Below are 18,977 nucleotides of genomic sequence, written 5' to 3'. Positions count from 1 at the left end.
ATGGAACACCTCGATCTCGGACCGTTCACCCGTGCGTCCGGCACGATCCGTCTGCCCGGCTCGAAAAGCATCTCGAACCGCGTGCTGCTGCTCGCGGCGCTGGCCGAGGGCGAAACGACCATCACGAACCTGCTCGACTCCGACGACACGCGCGTCATGCTCGACGCGCTGGAAAAGCTCGGCGTGAAATTGAAGCGCGAGGGTGACACCTGCGTCGTGCAGGGCACGCGCGGCGCGTTCCAGGCGGTGCGCGCCGATCTCTTTCTCGGCAACGCGGGCACGGCCGTGCGACCGCTGACGGCCGCGCTCGCGGTGAACGGCGGCGACTACCGCATTCACGGCGTGCCGCGCATGCACGAGCGGCCCATCGGCGACCTCGTGGACGGCCTGCGCCAGATCGGCGCGAAGATCGATTACGAAGAGAACGAAGGCTTTCCGCCGCTACGCATCCGCCCGGCGCCGATTTCGGTCGAGGCGCCGATCCGCGTGCGCGGCGACGTGTCGAGCCAGTTCCTCACCGCGCTGCTCATGACGCTGCCGCTCGTGCGCGCGAAGGACGGCATGACGATCGTCGAGGTGGACGGCGAGCTGATCTCCAAGCCCTACATCGAAATCACGATCAAGCTGATGGAGCGTTTCGGCGTGAAGGTCGAGCGCCACGGCTGGCATCGTTTCGAGATCCCGGCGGGCGTGCGTTACCAGTCGCCCGGCAAGATCATGGTGGAGGGCGATGCGTCTTCCGCGTCGTACTTCCTCGCCGCGGGCGCGATTGGCGGCGGCCCGCTGCGCGTGGAAGGCGTAGGGCGCTCGAGCATCCAGGGCGACGTTGAATTCGCGGCGGCGCTCATGCGCATGGGCGCGAACGTCACGGTTGCCGACGACTGGATCGAAGTGCGCGGGATCGGCAACGATCACGGCAAGCTCGACCCCATCGACATGGACTTCAACCTGATTCCCGACGCGGCCATGACGATCGCGGTCGCCGCGCTCTTCGCCGATGGCGCGACCACGTTGCGCAACATCGCGAGCTGGCGCGTGAAGGAAACCGACCGCATCGCCGCGATGGCCACCGAGCTGCGCAAGGTGGGCGCGAATGTGGAAGAGGGCCCCGATTACCTGATCGTGCGCCCGCCCGAGAAACTTACGCCGAACGCCGCGATCGACACCTACGACGATCACCGCATGGCGATGTGCTTCTCGCTCGTGAGCCTCGGCGGCGTGCCGGTGCGCATCAACGACCCGAAGTGCGTCGGCAAGACGTTCCCCGATTATTTCGAGCGCTTCCTGGCGCTCGCGCAACCTTGATTCAAACGAAGCCGAGTACCTTTGCCGCATGAAATCGACCCGTCCCTTTTATCCGACGCCCGTCATCACGATCGACGGCCCGACCGCTTCCGGCAAAGGCACGGTGGCCGCGCTGGTCGCCGCCCAACTCGGCTTTCACCTGCTCGACAGCGGCGCGCTGTACCGGCTCGCGGCGCTTGCGAGCGTGCGCTACACAATTGCCGCCGACGACGCCGAGAGCCTGGCGAAACTGATCGACGACCTCCATATCACGTTCCGCGAGGGGCTCGCACAGCTCGACGGCGTTGACGTTTCGAACGATATTCGCGCCGAGGAGGTGGGCAACCGCGCCTCGATGATCGCCGCGCATCCGGCCGTGCGCACGGCGCTCGTGGCGCGCCAGCGGGCGTTTCGCAAGCTTCCCGGGCTCGTGGCGGACGGCCGCGACATGGGCACCGTGATCTTCCCGGACGCCGTTCTGAAGGTGTTTTTGACGGCCAGCGTGGAGGCCCGCGCGGCCCGCCGGCATAAGCAATTGATCCAAAAAGGTTTTTCTGCTAATATGGATGACTTGCTTCGGGATTTGCGTGAACGCGACGCGCGCGACAGTAACCGCGCGGCCGCGCCGCTCAAGCCCGCAGCAGATGCGCAGCTTCTCGATACTTCGGCGCTCTCCGTCGACCAGGCGGTCGAACAGGTGGTGCGGTGGTATCAGGGGGCGAGCCAACTGCGGCCCGTGCGGTAATTCACGAGCGCGGCAAAGCGCAGTAAAGAAAGCAGTAGCAGTGCTAGTTGGTGCCCTGGAAAGAAACAGGGCGTGTGTTAAACCCTTTAACCCAGTATGGCTTTTGCATCTGTGCCGCGAGCGTAAGCGTTCCGGCCTCAACGCACCACCGGTCAAGACTGGCCAACGGTGCAGCGAAAACCATGCAAATCCAGATTTTTATGTCCGACCTGCAAACCTCCACCCCCAATACCGAATCCTTTGCGGCTCTGTTCGAAGAGTCGCTGACCCGCCAGGACATGCGCGCCGGCGAAGTCATCTCCGCTGAAGTCGTGCGCGTCGACCACAACTTCGTGGTCGTGAACGCTGGCCTGAAGTCCGAGGCTTATATTCCTATCGAGGAATTCCTGAACGACCAGGGCGAAGTGGAGGTTCAGGCGGGTGATTTCGTTTCCGTCGCGATCGACGCGCTGGAAAACGGCTACGGCGACACCATCCTGTCGCGCGACAAGGCGAAGCGTCTCGCTTCGTGGCTGTCGCTGGAAAAGGCCCTCGACAACAACGAACTCGTGACCGGCACGATCACGGGCAAGGTCAAGGGCGGCATGACTGTCATGGTCAACGGCATCCGCGCGTTCCTGCCGGGTTCGCTCGTCGACACGCGTCCGGTCAAGGACACGACGCCGTACGAAGGCAAGACGCTCGAATTCCGCGTCATCAAGCTCGACCGCAAGCGTAACAACGTCGTGCTGTCGCGCCGCGCAGTGATCGAAGCCACGCAAGGCGAAGAGCGCGCAAAGCTGCTCGAAACGCTGAAGGAAGGCGCGATCGTCAACGGCGTGGTCAAGAACATCACCGACTACGGCGCGTTCGTGGACCTCGGCGGCATCGACGGCCTGCTGCACATCACCGACATCGCATGGCGTCGCGTGCGTCACCCGAGCGAAGTTCTCTCGGTTGGCCAGGAAGTCACCGCGAAGATCCTCAAGTTCGACCAGGAAAAGAACCGCGTTTCGCTCGGTATCAAGCAACTGGGCGACGATCCGTGGGAAGGCATCTCGCGCCGCTACCCGTCGGGCACGCGCCTGTTCGGTAAGGTCACGAACATCACCGACTACGGCGCGTTCGTCGAAGTCGAATCGGGCATCGAAGGCCTGGTTCACGTGTCGGAAATGGACTGGACCAACAAGAACGTTGCTCCGTCGAAGGTTGTCCAGCTGGGCGACGAAGTCGAAGTCATGGTCCTCGAGATCGACGAAGACCGCCGCCGCATCTCGCTCGGCATGAAGCAATGCAAGCCGAATCCGTGGGATGACTTCAGCCGCAACTTCAAGAAGGGCGACAAGCTGCAAGGCGCAATCAAGTCGATCACCGACTTCGGCGTCTTCATCGGTCTGCCTGGCGGCATCGACGGTCTGGTTCACCTTTCGGACCTGTCGTGGTCGGAAGCTGGCGAAGAAGCCGTTCGCAAGTACAAGAAGGGCGACGAAGTCGAAGCCGTGGTTCTGGGCATCGACGTCGAGAAGGAACGCATTTCGCTCGGCATCAAGCAGCTCGAAGGCGACCCGTTCAGCAACTTCGTTGCAATCAACGACAAGGGCGCAACGGTCGACGGCGTCGTGAAGTCGGTGGACGCGAAGGGTGCAGTTATCACCCTGACGGCGGACGTCGAAGGCTACCTGCGTGCTTCGGAAATCGCGCAAGACCGCGTGGAAGATGCTCGCAACGTGCTGAAGGAAGGCGACAAGGTCAACGCGATGATCATCAACATCGATCGCAAGTCGCGTGGCATCAACCTGTCGATCAAGGCAAAGGACTCGGCTGAGACGCAAGAAGCACTGCGCAGCATGTCGGCTGATTCGGGTCAGGCTGCCACCGGCACGACCAACCTCGGCGCGCTGCTCAAGGCCAAGCTCGACGGCCAGAACCAGTAAGCCTCAAACGGGGGCAAGCTGAAGTATGACCAAATCTGAATTGGTCGCGCAGCTGGCTACGCGATTTCCGCAACTTGTTCTCAAGGACGCGGATTTCGCGGTCAAGACGATGCTCGATGCGATGTCCGAGGCGCTTGCCAAGGGCCATCGCATCGAAATTCGTGGCTTTGGCAGCTTCGGCCTGAATCGTCGGCCGTCGCGCGTTGGGCGCAATCCCAAGTCGGGTGAAAAAGTGCTGGTGCCTGAGAAGTTCGTACCGCACTTCAAGCCGGGCAAGGAACTGCGCGAGCGCGTGGACCGTAATTCGGGCGAGCCGCTGAAGGCGGACGAGCCGGACGACGACCTGTAAGCGTTGGATCGTTTTTGCGATCAGGCGATTGCGGTCGTCGGCGGTCAATGCCAGATGGCCAGAATGCATGGACCGGTAAAAAGCGCTGGGGTGAACCACCCCGGCGCTTTTTTTTCGTCTGCGCCTTTTCGACGCTGTTTGCGTTGGCGCCCCGGTTTGATCTGGCGCCGCGATCGCTCACACGTGTCGGCGCGCGAGCCGTTCAATTACAATACGGGACACTTCGGCGCGGCTTGTGCTGCGGCGCAGCATGTCCGCCACGCCGGCGCCTTTCTCAACTGCCAAGAGAATCCTTCAATGAGATTGATCGCCTGGGTGATCCGTGTGCTGGTGTTCGTGCTGCTGCTCGTACTCGCGCTCGCCAACACGCAAACCGCGACGCTGAACTTTCTGGCCGGATATTCGTGGCAGGCTCCGCTGATCCTGATCGGCCTCGCGTTCTTTGTGGTGGGGCTGCTGGCGGGGCTGCTTTCCGCGCTGCCCGGCGTGTTCCGGCTGCGCATGGAAAACGGCCGCCTCAAACGCGACCTGCGTGTGGCGCGTGAAGCGCCCACGCCGAGCGTCGAGCCGCCGCTGCCGCCGCTCATCTGATTTGTATTGCCGTGCCGCGCGCCTGAACGGGTGCGGCTGATTTTCCGCTCATACCATCGCTCGCATGGATCTCGATTTTTGGTGGCTCCTCGTCATTCCCGTGGCTTTCGCGCTCGGCTGGATGGCGTCGCGCTACGACCTGAAGGCACTCCTTTCCGAAAGCGCCAACCTGCCGCGCTCGTATTTCCGCGGGCTGAATTTCCTGCTCAACGAGCAGCCGGACAAGGCCATCGACGCGTTCATCGAGGTCGCCAAGCTCGACCCTGAAACCGTCGAACTGCACTTCGCGCTCGGCAATCTGTTTCGCCGCCGCGGCGAGACCGATCGCGCGATCCGCGTGCATCAGAATCTGCTCTCGCGCTCCGACCTGCCGGTGAACGAGCGCGACCACGCGCTCTATGAACTCGGCCAGGACTTCCTGAAGGCCGGCATGCTCGACCGCGCCGAGGAAACCTTTGGCAAGCTCAAGTCGGGTGACTTCGCGCTTGGCGCACAGCGCGCGCTGCTCGCGATCTACGAGATCGAGAAGGACTGGAACCGCTGCATCGACACCGCACGACATCTCGAAACGATGGGCGCGGCTTCGCTCGACCTCGAGATCGCGCAGTTCCATTGCGAGCTCGCTCAGGAAGCGCTCCAGCAGAAGAAGCCCGACGAAGCACGCCGTCAGCTGACGCTGGCGCTCAAGGCCAATGCGCAGAACGTGCGCGCGACGATCCTCGCGGGCGATGTCGATGCGGCAAGCGGCGATTGCGAGACGGCGCTTCGTCACTGGCGCGAAGTCGAGGCGCAAAACCCCGCGTATTTGCCGCTCGTCGCTGAAAAGGTCATGAAGGCCTATGAGACGCTCGGCCGCGCCGAAGAGGGAGCGCAACTGCTCACGACGTGGGTCGATGCGTATCCGTCCAACGACCTGCTCGACGTTGCGTACAAGCATGTTGCAGCGCTGCGCGGTGCGGAAGCGGCGCACACGCTCGCGCGCACGCAGATGGAGAAGTCCCCGAATCTCGCCGGCATGGCGCGCCTGCTTGAAGCGCAGCAGGCGAGCGCCGAAGAGCCGCGCCGCAGCGAACTCGAACTGATGCGCAAGCTGCTCCAGCAGCGCACCAAGAACCTGCCTCGTTATACCTGCCAGAACTGCGGCTTCCGGGCGCGCCTCTTCTACTGGCAGTGTCCTGGCTGCAGCGGTTGGGAAACCTATGCGCCGCGCCGCGTCGAGCCGGTTCCCGCGTCGAGCTGAGCCTAAGAGCAGCGCCCGTTGCCGGGCGCCTGGGCGGCCACGCACACACAGTCAATACAACATCAGCATCTGTCACCGGAGCGCCTATGAAGATCACCATTGTCGGTACCGGCTACGTCGGCCTCGTCACCGGTGCGTGTCTTGCCGAAATCGGCCACGACGTGTTTTGCCTCGATGTCGATCCGCGCAAGATCGACATCTTGAATGGCGGCGGCGTGCCGATTCACGAACCGGGCCTGCTCGAACTCATCGCGCGCAACCGCGCGGCCGGGCGCATCACGTTTTCCACCGACGTGGCGGCGAGCGTCGAGCACGGCGAGGTGCAGTTCATCGCCGTGGGCACGCCGCCTGACGAAGACGGCTCGGCCGATCTCCAGTACGTGCTCGAGGCGGCGCGCAGCATTGGCCGCCACATGAACGGCTTCAAAGTGGTCGTCGACAAGTCGACGGTCCCGGTCGGCACGGCGCAGCGCGTGCACGGCGTGCTGGCCGAAGAACTGGCCAAGCGCGGCCTCATGCATAGCGTGGACCATCGCTTCTCGGTCGTCTCGAATCCCGAGTTCCTGAAAGAGGGCGCGGCCGTGGACGACTTCATGCGCCCGGACCGCATCATCATCGGGCTCGACGAGGACGAGAACGGCAACGCCGCGCGCGAGAAGATGAAACGCCTCTACGCGCCGTTCAACCGCAATCACGAGCGCACGATCTACATGGACGTGCGCTCCGCCGAATTCACGAAGTACGCGGCCAACGCCATGCTCGCCACGCGCATCTCGTTTATGAACGAGATGGCGAATCTCGCCGACCGCGTGGGCGCCGACATCGAGTCGGTGCGCCGCGGCATCGGTTCCGATCCGCGCATCGGCTATCACTTCCTGTACGCGGGCTGCGGCTATGGTGGCTCGTGCTTTCCGAAGGACGTACAGGCGCTGATCCGCACGGCCGCGGAATCGGGCCAGAACCTGCGCGTGCTCGAAGCGGTCGAGGAGGTCAATCACGGCCAGAAGGAAGTGCTCGTCAAGAAGATCGCCAAGGTGTGCGGCGAAGACCTCACGGGCAAGCACTTCGCCGTGTGGGGCCTCGCATTCAAGCCGAACACCGACGACATGCGCGAAGCGCCGAGCCGCCGCCTGATCGCCGACCTGCTTGCACGCGGCGCGACGGTTGCCGCATGGGATCCGGTCGCGGCCGAGGAAGCGCAGCGTGTATTCGCGCTCGATCTCGCGCACGCGCCCGAGCAGCATGCGCGCCTTTCGTTCGCATCGAGCCAGGACGACGCGCTCACGGACGCTGACGCGCTCGTGATCGTCACCGAATGGACCGCGTTCAAGGCGCCCGACTTCGTGCACTTGAAGAAGGTGCTCAAGGCACCGCGTATCTTCGACGGACGCAATCTCTACGAGCCCGACGCCATGGCGGAGCTCGGCATTGACTATCACTCGATTGGGCGGCCCCATGTCAATCTCGCAAACTCCGCAGCCTGAAGCCGCGCATGTCACCGCGCTTGCCACGGCGATCGCGCCCGAAGTGCGCGTCGTGCCGCGCGAGAAGCTAGCCACCTCGCGCGTGCTCGTGGTGGGCGACGTCATGCTGGACCGCTACTGGTTCGGCGACGTCAACCGCATCTCGCCGGAAGCGCCGGTGCCGGTCGTGCATGTGCAGCGCAAGGAAGACCGCCTCGGCGGCGCCGCGAACGTCGCGCGCAACGCGGCGGCGCTCGGTGCCCATGCGGGCCTCCTGTGCGTGGTGGGCCACGACGAACCCGGCGAGCGCATCGTCGAGCTGCTCGACGAAAGCAACGTGAACGCGTATCTCGAACGCGATCCCTCGTTGCCAACCACCATCAAGCTGCGCGTGCTTTCGCGCCAGCAACAGCTCTTGCGCGTGGACTTCGAGAACACGCCCGCACACGAGATCCTGCTTGCCGGCCTCGCACGTTTCGACGCGCTGCTGCCCACGCACGACGTGATTCTGCTCTCCGACTACGCGAAGGGCGGCCTCACGCACGTCACGCAGATGATCGCGAAGGCGCGCGCTGCGGGCAAGGCCGTTCTGGTCGACCCCAAGGGCGACGACTGGGAGCGCTATCGCGGCGCGAGCCTCATCACGCCGAACCGTGCGGAGCTGCGCGAAGTGGTGGGCACCTGGAAGTCCGAGGAGGACCTGCACGCACGCGTGACGAAGCTGCGCCGCGAACTGCAGTTCGACGCGCTGCTGCTCACGCGCTCCGAAGAGGGTATGACGCTCTTTTCCGATGACGGCGCGCTGCACGCGGCGGCTGACGCGCGTGAAGTGTATGATGTCTCGGGCGCCGGCGATACGGTGATCGCGACTGTCGCGGTCATGCTGGGCGCGGGTTTGCCGCTCGTCGAGGGCGTTGCGCTCGCGAATCGCGCGGCCGGCATCGTGGTCGGCAAGCTCGGTACGGCCACCGTCGACTACGACGAACTCTTTCAATAACGTTCCGCACGCGCTCGCGCCCCGGCTGGGATTTCCGGAGAGTTTTCCCGGCTGTGGGTCAACCTCGCATCAACCTCGCGTGAACCTCGTCACCGCAGACCTATCATGACTCTCATCGTCACCGGCGCGGCCGGCTTTATCGGCAGCAACATCGTCAAGGCGCTGAACGAACGCGGCGAAGACCGCATCATCGCCGTCGACAATCTCACCCGCGCGGACAAGTTCAGGAATCTCGTCGATTGTGAGATCGACGACTACATCGACAAGACCGAGTTCGTCGAGCGCTTCACGCGCGGCGATTTCGGCAACGTGCGCGCGGTATTCCACGAAGGCGCCTGTTCGGACACGATGGAAACCGACGGCCGCTACATGATGGACAACAACTTCCGCTATAGCCGCGCTGTGCTCGACGCGTGCCTCGCACAGCGCGTGCAGTTTCTGTATGCGTCGTCGGCCGCGATCTATGGCGGCTCGACGCGCTTCGTGGAAGAGCGCGAAGTCGAAGCGCCGCTGAACGTGTACGGCTATTCGAAGTTCCTGTTCGACCAGGTGATCCGCCGCGTGCTGCCCAAGGCGCAAAGCCAGATTGCGGGCTTTCGCTACTTCAACGTGTACGGGCCGCGCGAGACGCACAAGGCGCGCATGGCTTCGGTGGCGTTCCACAACTTCAACCAGTTCCGCGCGGAAGGCCGCGTGAAGCTGTTCGGCGAATACAACGGCTATGCGCCGGGCGAGCAAACGCGCGACTTCGTCTCTGTCGAGGACGTGGTGAAGGTCAACCTGTTCTTCTTCGATCATCCGGAGAAGACGGGCATTTTCAATCTCGGCAGCGGCCGTGCACAGCCGTTCAACGACATCGCAACGACCGTGGTGAACACGCTGCGCGCGATGGAAGGCAAGCCTGCGCTTTCGCTCGCCGAGCAGGTCAAGGAAGGGCTGATCGAGTACATCCCGTTCCCCGACGCGCTGCGCGGCAAGTATCAGTGCTTCACGCAAGCGGACCAGTCGAAGCTGCGCGCAGCGGGCTACGACGCGCCGTTCCTGACGGTGCAGGAAGGGGTGGATCGTTACGTACGTTGGCTTTCTGGCCAGGTGTAACGCGAAGCCGTGACTTCATAAACTGGACTCTCCTCGCCGGCGATGGTCGCCGGCGTTTTCAGGGAGATCCAGCATGTTCCGAAAAATCCTTGCGGCGGCCGCGCTTCTGGCCGTATTCAGCCACGCCTTCGCGGCCGTGGACGTCAACACGGCCAACGAAGACGCGCTTCGCGGCATCAAGGGTATTGGGCCCGCGCGCGCCAAGGCCATTCTCGACGAGCGCTCCGCGCACGGCCCGTACAAGGATGCCGCTGACCTCGGCAAGCGCGTGAAGGGCCTCGGTGGCCATACCGTCGAACGTTTGCAGGCCGAAGGATTGGCCGTCGGGCCCGCGAATGCCCAGGCGGGGCAGGCGAAGGTTGCGCAGGCAACGCCCGCGAAGGCGGGGGCGCCTCAGCCGGCTACCGTGGCCGTCAAAAAGTAGGCGTCCGTTCGCGTTTTACCCCGCGCTTCTGGCGTCCAGCGCGGGGTGCAGTCTCCTTCAGGTGTCGCTCAGGTGAAGTCGGCCCGCGACGTTGACCCGCGGCCCGGGCCGCGGGCTTTTTGCCGCGCATCGAGATTGGGTCGCGAGCCTGCGGCCATACCAGCGTAGTGGGTTCCAGCGGGGTCTCCAGCGGTCGCTGGCCGCGTGGTTTAGAATCGACGGATCCGTCATTGCGCCTTACTGCCATTCCCATGCCCTACAAGACTATTGAAGACACGATCGGCAATACCCCGCTCGTGCAGCTCGTCCGCCTGCCGGACGACGAAATCCGCGCCCGCAATAACGTCCTGCTGGCCAAGCTGGAAGGCAACAACCCGGCTGGGTCGGTGAAGGACCGCCCGGCGCTTTCGATGATCCGCAAAGCCGAAGAGCGCGGCCGCATCAAGCCGGGCGATACGCTCATCGAAGCGACGAGTGGCAATACGGGCATCGCGCTCGCCATGGCAGCGGCGATTCGCGGCTACAAGATGGTGCTCATCATGCCGGAGGACCTTTCGGTCGAACGCCGTCAGAGTATGGCCGCTTATGGCGCGGAAATCATGCTCACGCCCGTCAAGGGCGGTATGGAATATGCGCGCGACCTCGCCGAGCAAATGCAGCGCGACGGCAAGGGCATCATCCTCGACCAGTTCGCCAATCCGGACAACCCGCTTGCGCATTACGAGGCCACCGGCCCGGAAATCTGGCGCGACACCGAAGGGCGCATCACGCACTTCGTTTCGTCGATGGGCACGACCGGCACGATCATGGGCACGTCCCAGTTCCTGAAGGAAAAGAATCAGGCCATCGAGATCGTCGGCGCGCAGCCGGAAGAAGGCTCGCGCATTCCGGGCATCCGCAAGTGGCCCGAAGCGTATCTGCCCAAGATTTTCGACCGCAGCCGCGTGGATCGCGTGGAGAACGTGAGCCAGGCCGCCGCCGAAAACATGGCGCGCCGGCTCGCCTCGGTCGAAGGCATTTTTGCGGGGATCTCGTCGGGCGGCGCATGCGAGGTGGCGCTGCGTGTTGCGCGCCAGGTCGAGAACGCGACGATCGTGTTCATCGTCTGCGACCGTGGCGACCGCTATCTGTCTACGGGTGTGTTTCCCGCTTGATTGAAGCGTAAGTGCGAACAAAACGGCCTTCGAAGTTTTCGAAGGCCGTTTTGTTTTGTGCCGCTGAAATTAGTCTTGCTGACCGGGTGGCGTCGTGCCTGAACCGCTCGGCGTGCCGTTCATGCCGTTGCCATTTCCGTTGCCGCCGTTTCCACCATTCTCACCATTGCCGTTCGCCGGGCCCACACCCACGCCCGGCTGCGTCGCCAGCATCTGCGCCTTCACGCGCATACCCAGCTGATACACCGCAAGTGCATAGAAGAAGCTGCGGTTATAGCGCGTGAGCACGTAAAAATTCTTGAGCCCGAGCTTGTACTCGGTGCCGCGTCCCGGCGAGGGCAGGTCGATCACCGTGACGGGCGTGCCCGCCTCGGCGGCAATGTCCACGTCCGGCTGATCGAGCACGAGCCCCGAGCGCAGCAACTGGCTGAGCGGCCAGCGCGGTTCCGGCTTGCCGTCCGCCGCGGCTTGCGCAATGCCGAGGCTGCCCGCGTCGGTCGCGATATTCCACACCACGGGCCGGCCCGATTCCCAGCCGTTCTGCCGCAGATAGTTCGCCACGCTGCCGATCGCGTCGGCCGTGCTCGCGCGCAGGTCGATGTGATTGTTGCCTTCATAGTCCACCGCGTACTGCACGATGCTGCTCGGCAGGAACTGCGGAATGCCGATCGCGCCCGTGTACGAGCCGAGCACCGACGACGGATCGATCTGGGAGTCGCGCGTCCACACGAGATAGTCTTCGAGATTCTTGCGGAACGTTGCCATGCGCTCGGCGCGGTTCGGCGTGTTCGGATAATCGAAGGCCAGCGTGGTGAGCGCATCGAGCACGCGGAAGTTGCCCATGTAGCGGCCATAGATCGTCTCCACGCCAATGATGCCGACGATCACCTCGGGCGGCACGCCAAACTCTTCCGACGCGCGCTGGAGCGTAGCCTGGTTCGCGCGCCAGAAGCGCACGCCCGCATTGATGCGCACTGGGTCGAGAAAGCGCGCCTGATACGCGCGCCAGTTCTTCACGCCCGGAACGGGCGAGGGCGTGACGAGCTTCACCGCCGTCGCCGAATAATTCGCGCTCGCGAAGAGCGCGTGCAGCGCAGTGGGATCGAAGTCGTAGCGCGCCACCATGTCGTTGATGAAGCCATCGACGTCCGGATTGTTCGCGTAACGCTGCGGGACGATTTCTTCTTCGAACGTCTGGCCTTGCGCCGGCGTTTGCGGCTGGGCTTGCGCGAGCGTGAGCGGCGTCTGTCGCGATTTCGGCGCGGCAGTTTGCGCGCGCGCCGCGCCGGTGCACAGCGACGCCGCAACGCAAAGTGCGAGTGCGAGGGTCGTGCGACGTGGGCGGCTGGAAGCGGACAGAGCGGTCTTGAGCGTCATGAGCGAGAGAGGGGGAGAGCGGTCCAGGAAGATCCCGGGCAGTATAACCGAGCGCCTTATGGGAATTGGGCCGTTGCGCGCCGGCGTGGCGCGTGAGCACCAGGTCGCTGTGGTAACGTGGTGTCTGTTCGCGCGCCGGCCGGCGCGCCGCCACACAAACGCAATCAGATTGCATGGGACCAGAGTCGGGCGCTAAAGCGCCAACTCTGGCCGACAGATCGAAGGAGACCCGCGGCCGCGCGCATGCGCGAAGCCCGCGGTTAGTGCGACCCATGACGACCGGTTTCTTCTCTCACCCCGATTTTCTGCGGCACGAGATGGGCGAATGGCATCCCGAATGCCCGGCGCGCCTGCAGGCCATCGAAGACCAGCTGATCGCGAGCCGCATCGACGCTCTGATCGAGCGCGACGAATCGGCGCCGCTCGCGACCGAGGCGGACCTCCTGCGCGTGCATACCCAGGCGCACATCGACTTCATCCGCAACACGGCGCCCAAAGAAGGCTACGCGAGCATCGACCCCGACACGCTGATGAATCCGCACACGTGGCAGGCGGCGCTGCGCGCGGCGGGCGCGGCGATCGCAGCCACCGACGCGGTGCTCGCAGGGCGCTACGAGAACGCATTCTGCAGCGTGCGGCCGCCCGGCCATCATGCGGAGCCCGCGCGCGCGATGGGCTTTTGCTTCTTCAACAACATCGCGATCGCGGCGCGCCATGCGCTGGAAGTCCATGGTCTGCAACGCGTGGCGATCGTCGATTTCGACGTCCATCACGGCAATGGCACCGAAGCCGCGTTCGCGGGCGATTCGCGCGTGCTGATGTGCAGCTTTTTCCAGCATCCGTTCTATCCGTACTCGGGCGCCGAGAATCCGGCGCCGAATATGGTCAATCTGCCGATCGCGGCGCGCACGAAAGGCATGGAAGTGCGCGAGGCCATCGACATCATGTGGCTGCCGCGGCTGCACGAGTTCAAGCCGGAGATGGTGTTCGTCTCGGCGGGCTTCGACGCGCATCGCGAAGACGACCTCGGCAACATGGGGCTCGTGGAGGACGACTTCGCGTGGATCACGGAACAGATTCGCGAGATCGCGCGCCGCTATGCGAAGGGGCGCATCGTGAGCAGCCTCGAAGGCGGCTACAACCTCTCGGCGCTGGGCCGCAGTGTGGTGGCGCATTTGCGCGTGCTGGCCGATATCTAGGCAACCCGCGCCGCCTTGGGCGCGGACCCGCATCGCATACATTCGAACGTAGGAGACACGCATCGTGAATGCCAATCCCTGCTCATCGCCAACGCTGATTGAAGTGGCGCACGACGCGTACGGCGTGCCAGGCGTCGTGCGCCTCACGCTGAATCGCCCGGATGCGTTCAACGCGCTTTCCGAAGCGCTGATCGATGCCGTGCAGGCCGAACTCGCCGCGCTCGCGAAATCCGATACGCGCGTGATCGTGATCGCTGCAGCGGGCCGCGCGTTCTGCGCGGGCCACGATCTCAGGGAAATGCGCGAGGCGCCCTCGCATGAGTACTACGCGAAGCTGTTCGAACGCTGCTCGAAGATGATGCTGGCCATTCAAAAGATGCCGCAGCCGGTGATCGCGCGCGTGCAAGGCGTGGCGACGGCGGCGGGCTGCCAGCTCGTCGCGATGTGTGATCTGGCGGTGGCGGCGGACACGGCGCGCTTTGCCGTCTCGGGCATCAATCTCGGGCTCTTCTGCTCGACGCCTGCTGTGCCGCTCTCGCGCAACGTTTCGCGCAAGGCGGCCTTCGAGATGCTCATGACGGGCGAATTCATCGACGCCGAAAAGGCGCTGCGCGAAGGCCTCGTGAATCGCGTGGTGCCCGCCGAAGAACTCGACGCCGCCGTGACGGCGCTTGCCGCGAGCATCTGCGCGAAACCGCGCGAGGCGGTCGAGGCCGGCAAGGGGCTCTTCTACCGGCAGATCGAAATGGGCATCGAAGCTGCGTATCAACTGGCCGGGCAGACCATGGCCTGCAACATGATGACCGACCCCGCGCTCGACGGCGTGCAGGCATTCATCGAGAAGCGCGCAGCGAAATAGCGCGTGTGGCCGCTCAGCAGTGCTGATCGATCCACTCGATCATTGCGCCGATCACGCGCTCGCGATCGAGGTCGTTGAGCGTTTCGTGGTAGCTGCCTTCATACAGCGTGAGCGTGCGATCGGGCGATCCCACGTTCGCGCCGAAGGCGCGGCTGCCGTCGGGCTCGGTGAGCTTGTCCTCGGTGCCATGCCAGATCAGCACGGGTAGCCGCAAGTGCGCGCGGCCCGCCTCGATGCGCTTCATCGCTTCCAGCAATTGCGCGCCCGTGCGCGCGGGTATCGCGCCGTGATGCACGAGCGGATCGGCGCGATTCGCTTCGACCACGGCGGGGTCGCGCGCGAGCAGGGCCGCGTCGATCTTCATCGCCGGAAAGGTCGGCCAGATCGCGCTGATCACGCGGCTCGCGGCGATCATCCATGCGGGCACGTCGCGGCCCGGCGCGAGCGCCGCGCTCGAGAGCAGCAGGCCCGCGAGCGGCACGCGCGTTTGCGGCAGGCGCTCGACGGCGTAGAGCGCGGCGATCGCGCCGCCCATGCTGTGCCCCATCAGGAAGAGCGGTGTGCCCTGTGTGGCGCATTGCGCGCTTGCGTGGGCGAGAAGCGCATCGGCGTCGTCGAGATATTCGTCGACGCGCGCGACCCACGTGCGGCGGCCGGGTGCACGCCCATGACCGCGCAGATCGATTGCGTAGACGTCGATGCCTGCAGCGTTCAGGCGCGCGGCAAGCGCCGCATAGCGGCCCGCATGCTCCGCCAGGCCATGAACCAGGGCGAGGGCCGCGCGCGGCGGCGCGCTCGCGCGCCAAACGTAGAGCGGCAGTTCGACGCCGTCGCGCGTGAGCAGCGTCGATCGCTCGGTGGGTTCCATGGCTTCTGCCGCGCCGGTTTTCTGACGGGTCTCCATCTCGCTCCCTGGTTGGGCGGTTCGTTTTCGGTATCAGTCTGTCGGCAGCAGTGTAGCGGCCGAACGAGCGCCGACGCGCTGCCAGCGCCCTCTAATGCAAATGGGTTATGAAAATATCGAAATTGATTATTAAAAGGAATTTTGCGTGCCAGGGTAAAATGGCGAGCTAAATCCAGTCCATCAAACGGCGGCTGTCTGCCGGCGCGACGTGTTTTCCGAGAATCCGAAAGGGGCGGTCAATGCGAGCGGCGCGCGGCACACCCGCCGTTTTGCTTTTTTCCATGATCGAAATTCGAAACGTGTCCCAGCGCTTCACCGGCCCACAAGGCTGGATCGAGGCGCTGCACAACGTCAATCTGACGATTCCGCCGGGCGAAGTGTTCGGCATCATCGGGCGCAGCGGCGCAGGCAAGAGCACGCTCGTGCGCACCATCAACCTGCTCACGCGGCCCACCGAAGGCGACATCGTCGTCAACGGGCGCACGCTCACGTCGCTCTCGTCGGCCGACTTGCGCGAAGCGCGCCGCGAGATCGGCATGATCTTCCAGCACTTCAACCTGCTGTCGTCGCGCACGGTATTCGACAACGTTGCGCTGCCGCTGGAGCTTGCTGGCGTGAAGCGCGCCGAAATCGAAGCGACGGTGCTGCCGCTGCTCGAACTCGTGGGCCTCACCGCACAGAAGGACCGCTATCCCTCGCAGATCAGCGGCGGCCAGAAGCAGCGCGTGGGCATTGCGCGCGCGCTCGCGAGCAAGCCGAAGGTGCTGCTTTCGGATGAGGCGACCTCCGCGCTCGACCCCGAAACCACGCGCGCGATTCTCGACCTGCTGCGCAAGATCAATCGCGAACTGAATCTGACCGTCGTGATGATCACGCACCAGATGGAAGTGATCAAACAGGTCTGCGACCGCGTGGCCGTGCTCGATGCGGGCCGCGTGGTGGAAAGCGGCCCCGTGCTCGACGTGTTCCTGCAGCCGCGCCACGAAGTCACGCGCGCACTGCTCGGCGACGTGATCGCCCAGGAGTTGCCGCCCGCGCTCAAGGCGCGTGTGGCCGAGCGTCTCGCGAAGGGCAGTGGCCACTTGCTGCGGCTTGCGTTCAAGGGTACGGGCGTCGACCAGCCGGTGTTGTCGGAAACGATTCGCCGCTTCGAACTCGATTTCAACATCCTTCATGGACAGATCGACGAGATCCAGGGGCAGGCGTTCGGCTCGCTCGCGGTGCTCGCGGCCGGCGATCCGGTGAAGGTGGCGCAGGCCATTGCATGGCTGCGCGAGCAAGGTGTCGTGGTGGAGGAGCTGTCCCATGTGGAGTGAAATGTTCGACATGTTCGTCCAGTCGTTCTGGGAGACGCTCATCATGGTGGGCATCTCGGGACTCGTGGGCGCGGCCATCGGCCTGCCGCTCGGCGTGCTGCTCTATCTCACCGACCGCAACGGCGTGCTGCAGAACATCGCCGCGAATCGTGTGATGGGCGTGATCGTCAACGCCGTGCGATCCACGCCGTTCATCATCCTGCTCGTCGCCGTGATTCCGTTCACGCGTGTTGTGGTCGGCTCGTCGATCGGCACGGCGGCCGCCATCGTGCCGCTCACGATTGCCGCTGCGCCGTTCATCGCGCGTCTCGTGGAAACGGCGTTGCGCGAAGTCGATCGCGGCCTGATCGAAGCCGCCCAGGCCATGGGCGCGAGCACGAGCCAGATCGTCTTCAAGGTGCTGCTGCCCGAGTCGCTGCCCGGCGTGGTGGCGGGGCTCACCATCACGTTCATCTCGCTCGTTGGCTATTCGGCCATGGCGGGCGCGATCGGCGGCGGCGGTCTTGGCGACCTCGGCATCCGCTACGGCTATCAGCGCTTCGAGCCCGAAGTCATGCTGATCGTCGTCGTGATCCTGATCGTGTTCGTGCAGCTCGTGCAGTCGTTCGGCGACTGGCTCGTGCGCCGCTTGAGCCATAAATAAGCCTTAAAACAGGCCGTTTTTCGATCAACATAACTACACAAGACAAAGGTTTGGTATGCAACGTCGTTTCATGATCCGGCTCGCGGCAGCGCTTGGCGCGGCTTCGCTCATCGCTCCACTTGCTGCGCACGCGGACGAAACCATCAAGGTGGGCGTGACGGGCGGCCCGCACGAGCAGGTGATGGAAGTCGTGAAGAGCGTAGCCGCGAAGAACGGCCTGAACATCAAGATCGTCGAGTTCTCCGACTACGTGCAGCCGAACGCGGCGCTCGCCGGCGGCGATCTCGACGCCAACAGCTACCAGCACGGGCCGTATCTCGATGCGCAGGTGAAGGATCGCGGCTACAAGCTCATCAAGATCGCGGACACGGTCACGTTCCCGATGGGCATCTACTCGAAGAAGATCAAATCGCTGTCCGAACTGAAGCCGGGCGCTCGCATCGCGGTGCCCAATGATCCGACGAATGGCGGCCGCGCATTGCTGCTGCTGCAAAGCCAGGGCCTCATCAAGTTGCGCGCCAACGCAGGCCTGAAGGCGACGCCGCTCGACATCGTGGAAAACCCCAGGAAGCTGAAGATCGTCGAACTGGACGCCGCGCAAATTCCGCGTTCGCTCGACGACGTGGACGCCGCCGCGATCAACACCAACTTCGCGATGGAAGCGGGCCTGAAGCCGAAACAGGACGCGATCGCAATCGAAGACCCGAAGGGGCCTTACGTGAATATCCTCGCGATCCGCGAAGCCGATCGCAACAAGCCCTGGGTGGCCAAACTGATCGCCGCGTACCACTCGCCGGAAGTGAAGCAGTACATTGAAACGAAGTTCGGCGGGGCGGTTATCACCTCCTGGTAAGCCCCCTCCAGGCCGTGAAATTAGAGATATTTTTCGGCGCCCGGGCTTGATGCCCGGGTTTTTTCCACCGTAAAATCGCACGATCGTTCGCTACTGATGGCCGGAGTGAAGCAGGGGGTGCGGCAGCGGTGGTTCGTGAAAATTGCTGGTGGCAGATCGGCCCGACAGGGCTATCGCTATAATGTCCGCCAGGTTGACGTATTCGTAACTTCGGAGCATGTGAATGAAAGTCCTTGTGCCAGTCAAACGCGTAGTCGATTACAACGTGAAGGTTCGTGTGAAGTCGGATGGCACGGGCGTCGACATCGCCAACGTGAAGATGTCGATGAACCCGTTCGACGAAATCGCTGTGGAAGAAGCGGTGCGTCTGAAGGAAGCGGGCGTGGCGACGGAAGTTATCGCCGTTTCCGCGGGCGTGACGCAAGCGCAGGAAACGCTGCGCACGGCGCTGGCCATCGGCGCGGACCGCGCGATCCTCATCGAGTCGAACGAAGACCTGCAGCCGCTGGCTGTCGCCAAGCTGCTGAAGGCGCTGGTCGACAAGGAACAGCCGCAACTGGTCATCCTC

General features: G+C 64.1%; 19 protein-coding genes. 17 read left to right on the top strand and 2 right to left on the bottom strand.

Going from position 1 to position 18,977, the window contains the following annotated elements; translation table 11 throughout:
• The 11 genes from aroA to cysM all read left to right on the top strand — a co-directional run bounded on the left by aroA (position 1) and on the right by cysM (position 11,258).
• Positions 1-1,305: a 3-phosphoshikimate 1-carboxyvinyltransferase gene (gene aroA, locus U5A58_RS30210; protein ID WP_321964187.1), complete on the top strand. Its 1,305-nt coding sequence runs from the start codon at positions 1-3 to the stop codon at positions 1,303-1,305.
• 28 nt (positions 1,306-1,333) lie between these two features.
• On the top strand, positions 1,334-2,029 hold the full coding sequence (gene cmk, locus U5A58_RS30205; protein ID WP_321913841.1) for a (d)CMP kinase: 696 nt from the start codon (positions 1,334-1,336) through the stop codon (positions 2,027-2,029).
• A 182-nt stretch (positions 2,030-2,211) separates the two neighbouring features.
• The gene (gene rpsA, locus U5A58_RS30200) at positions 2,212-3,942 is read left to right on the top strand and encodes a 30S ribosomal protein S1 (protein WP_321913840.1); all 1,731 of its coding nucleotides are present in this window, start codon (positions 2,212-2,214) and stop codon (positions 3,940-3,942) included.
• Between the two features lie 25 nt (positions 3,943-3,967).
• The gene (locus U5A58_RS30195) at positions 3,968-4,291 is read left to right on the top strand and encodes an integration host factor subunit beta (RefSeq protein ID WP_027817382.1); all 324 of its coding nucleotides are present in this window, start codon (positions 3,968-3,970) and stop codon (positions 4,289-4,291) included.
• Between the two features lie 297 nt (positions 4,292-4,588).
• Positions 4,589-4,882: a LapA family protein gene (locus U5A58_RS30190; RefSeq protein ID WP_321964186.1), complete on the top strand. Its 294-nt coding sequence runs from the start codon at positions 4,589-4,591 to the stop codon at positions 4,880-4,882.
• A 64-nt stretch (positions 4,883-4,946) separates the two neighbouring features.
• Positions 4,947-6,122 carry a lipopolysaccharide assembly protein LapB gene (gene lapB, locus U5A58_RS30185; RefSeq protein ID WP_321964185.1) on the top strand — a complete coding sequence of 392 codons (1,176 nt, stop codon included), beginning with the start codon at positions 4,947-4,949 and terminating at the stop codon, positions 6,120-6,122.
• Positions 6,123-6,208: 86 nt separating this feature from the next.
• Complete coding sequence (locus U5A58_RS30180; protein ID WP_321935163.1) at positions 6,209-7,606, top strand: UDP-glucose/GDP-mannose dehydrogenase family protein; 1,398 nt, start codon at positions 6,209-6,211, stop codon at positions 7,604-7,606.
• The gene (rfaE1, locus tag U5A58_RS30175) at positions 7,578-8,582 is read left to right on the top strand and encodes a D-glycero-beta-D-manno-heptose-7-phosphate kinase (protein ID WP_321964184.1); all 1,005 of its coding nucleotides are present in this window, start codon (positions 7,578-7,580) and stop codon (positions 8,580-8,582) included. Before U5A58_RS30180 ends, rfaE1 begins: the two co-directional genes overlap by 29 nt.
• 105 nt (positions 8,583-8,687) lie before the next feature.
• Positions 8,688-9,680, top strand: coding sequence for an ADP-glyceromanno-heptose 6-epimerase (gene rfaD / locus U5A58_RS30170; protein ID WP_321913836.1), 993 nt, complete (start codon positions 8,688-8,690; stop codon positions 9,678-9,680).
• Positions 9,681-9,753: 73 nt separating this feature from the next.
• Positions 9,754-10,104: a ComEA family DNA-binding protein gene (locus tag U5A58_RS30165; RefSeq protein ID WP_321913835.1), complete on the top strand. Its 351-nt coding sequence runs from the start codon at positions 9,754-9,756 to the stop codon at positions 10,102-10,104.
• A 251-nt stretch (positions 10,105-10,355) separates the two neighbouring features.
• Positions 10,356-11,258, top strand: coding sequence for a cysteine synthase CysM (gene cysM, locus U5A58_RS30160; protein WP_321964183.1), 903 nt, complete (start codon positions 10,356-10,358; stop codon positions 11,256-11,258).
• Between the two features lie 69 nt (positions 11,259-11,327).
• Here cysM and mltB read toward each other — a convergent pair whose 3' ends face one another.
• Entirely contained in the window at positions 11,328-12,635 is a 1,308-nt protein-coding gene (gene mltB / locus U5A58_RS30155; protein ID WP_321964182.1) for a lytic murein transglycosylase B, read from the bottom strand.
• Between the two features lie 272 nt (positions 12,636-12,907).
• Here mltB and U5A58_RS30150 point away from each other — a divergent pair, with 272 nt between their 5' ends.
• Positions 12,908-13,834 (top strand): histone deacetylase family protein, encoded by a 927-nt coding sequence (locus tag U5A58_RS30150; protein WP_321964181.1) that lies wholly within the window; start codon positions 12,908-12,910, stop codon positions 13,832-13,834.
• Positions 13,835-13,898: 64 nt separating this feature from the next.
• Positions 13,899-14,693 carry an enoyl-CoA hydratase gene (locus U5A58_RS30145; RefSeq protein WP_321964180.1) on the top strand — a complete coding sequence of 265 codons (795 nt, stop codon included), beginning with the start codon at positions 13,899-13,901 and terminating at the stop codon, positions 14,691-14,693.
• 13 nt (positions 14,694-14,706) lie between these two features.
• Here the strand turns inward: U5A58_RS30145 and U5A58_RS30140 are convergent, their stop codons facing one another.
• Complete coding sequence (locus U5A58_RS30140) at positions 14,707-15,597, bottom strand: alpha/beta hydrolase (RefSeq protein ID WP_321964179.1); 891 nt, start codon at positions 15,595-15,597, stop codon at positions 14,707-14,709.
• Positions 15,598-15,878: 281 nt separating this feature from the next.
• On the opposite strand from U5A58_RS30140, the gene U5A58_RS30135 reads away from it, so the two are divergent.
• The 4 genes from U5A58_RS30135 to U5A58_RS30120 all read left to right on the top strand — a co-directional run.
• Positions 15,879-16,913, top strand: coding sequence for a methionine ABC transporter ATP-binding protein (locus tag U5A58_RS30135; protein WP_321964178.1), 1,035 nt, complete (start codon positions 15,879-15,881; stop codon positions 16,911-16,913).
• Entirely contained in the window at positions 16,903-17,556 is a 654-nt protein-coding gene (locus U5A58_RS30130; RefSeq protein ID WP_158758320.1) for a methionine ABC transporter permease, read from the top strand. The genes U5A58_RS30135 and U5A58_RS30130 overlap by 11 nt, the downstream gene beginning before the upstream one ends.
• A 55-nt stretch (positions 17,557-17,611) precedes the next feature.
• Positions 17,612-18,409, top strand: a complete 798-nt coding sequence (locus tag U5A58_RS30125) for a MetQ/NlpA family ABC transporter substrate-binding protein (RefSeq protein ID WP_321964177.1) — start codon at positions 17,612-17,614, stop codon at positions 18,407-18,409.
• 223 nt (positions 18,410-18,632) lie between these two features.
• The coding region (locus U5A58_RS30120) for an electron transfer flavoprotein subunit beta/FixA family protein (RefSeq protein WP_415774318.1) at positions 18,633-18,977 on the top strand (345 nt) is incomplete at its 3' end.

The organism is Paraburkholderia sp. J7 (assembly GCF_905220155.1).
Classification (GTDB): Bacteria; Pseudomonadota; Gammaproteobacteria; order Burkholderiales; family Burkholderiaceae; genus Paraburkholderia.
Note: the sequence above shows the minus strand (reverse complement) of the source record. Positions and strands in the feature narration are given on the sequence as shown.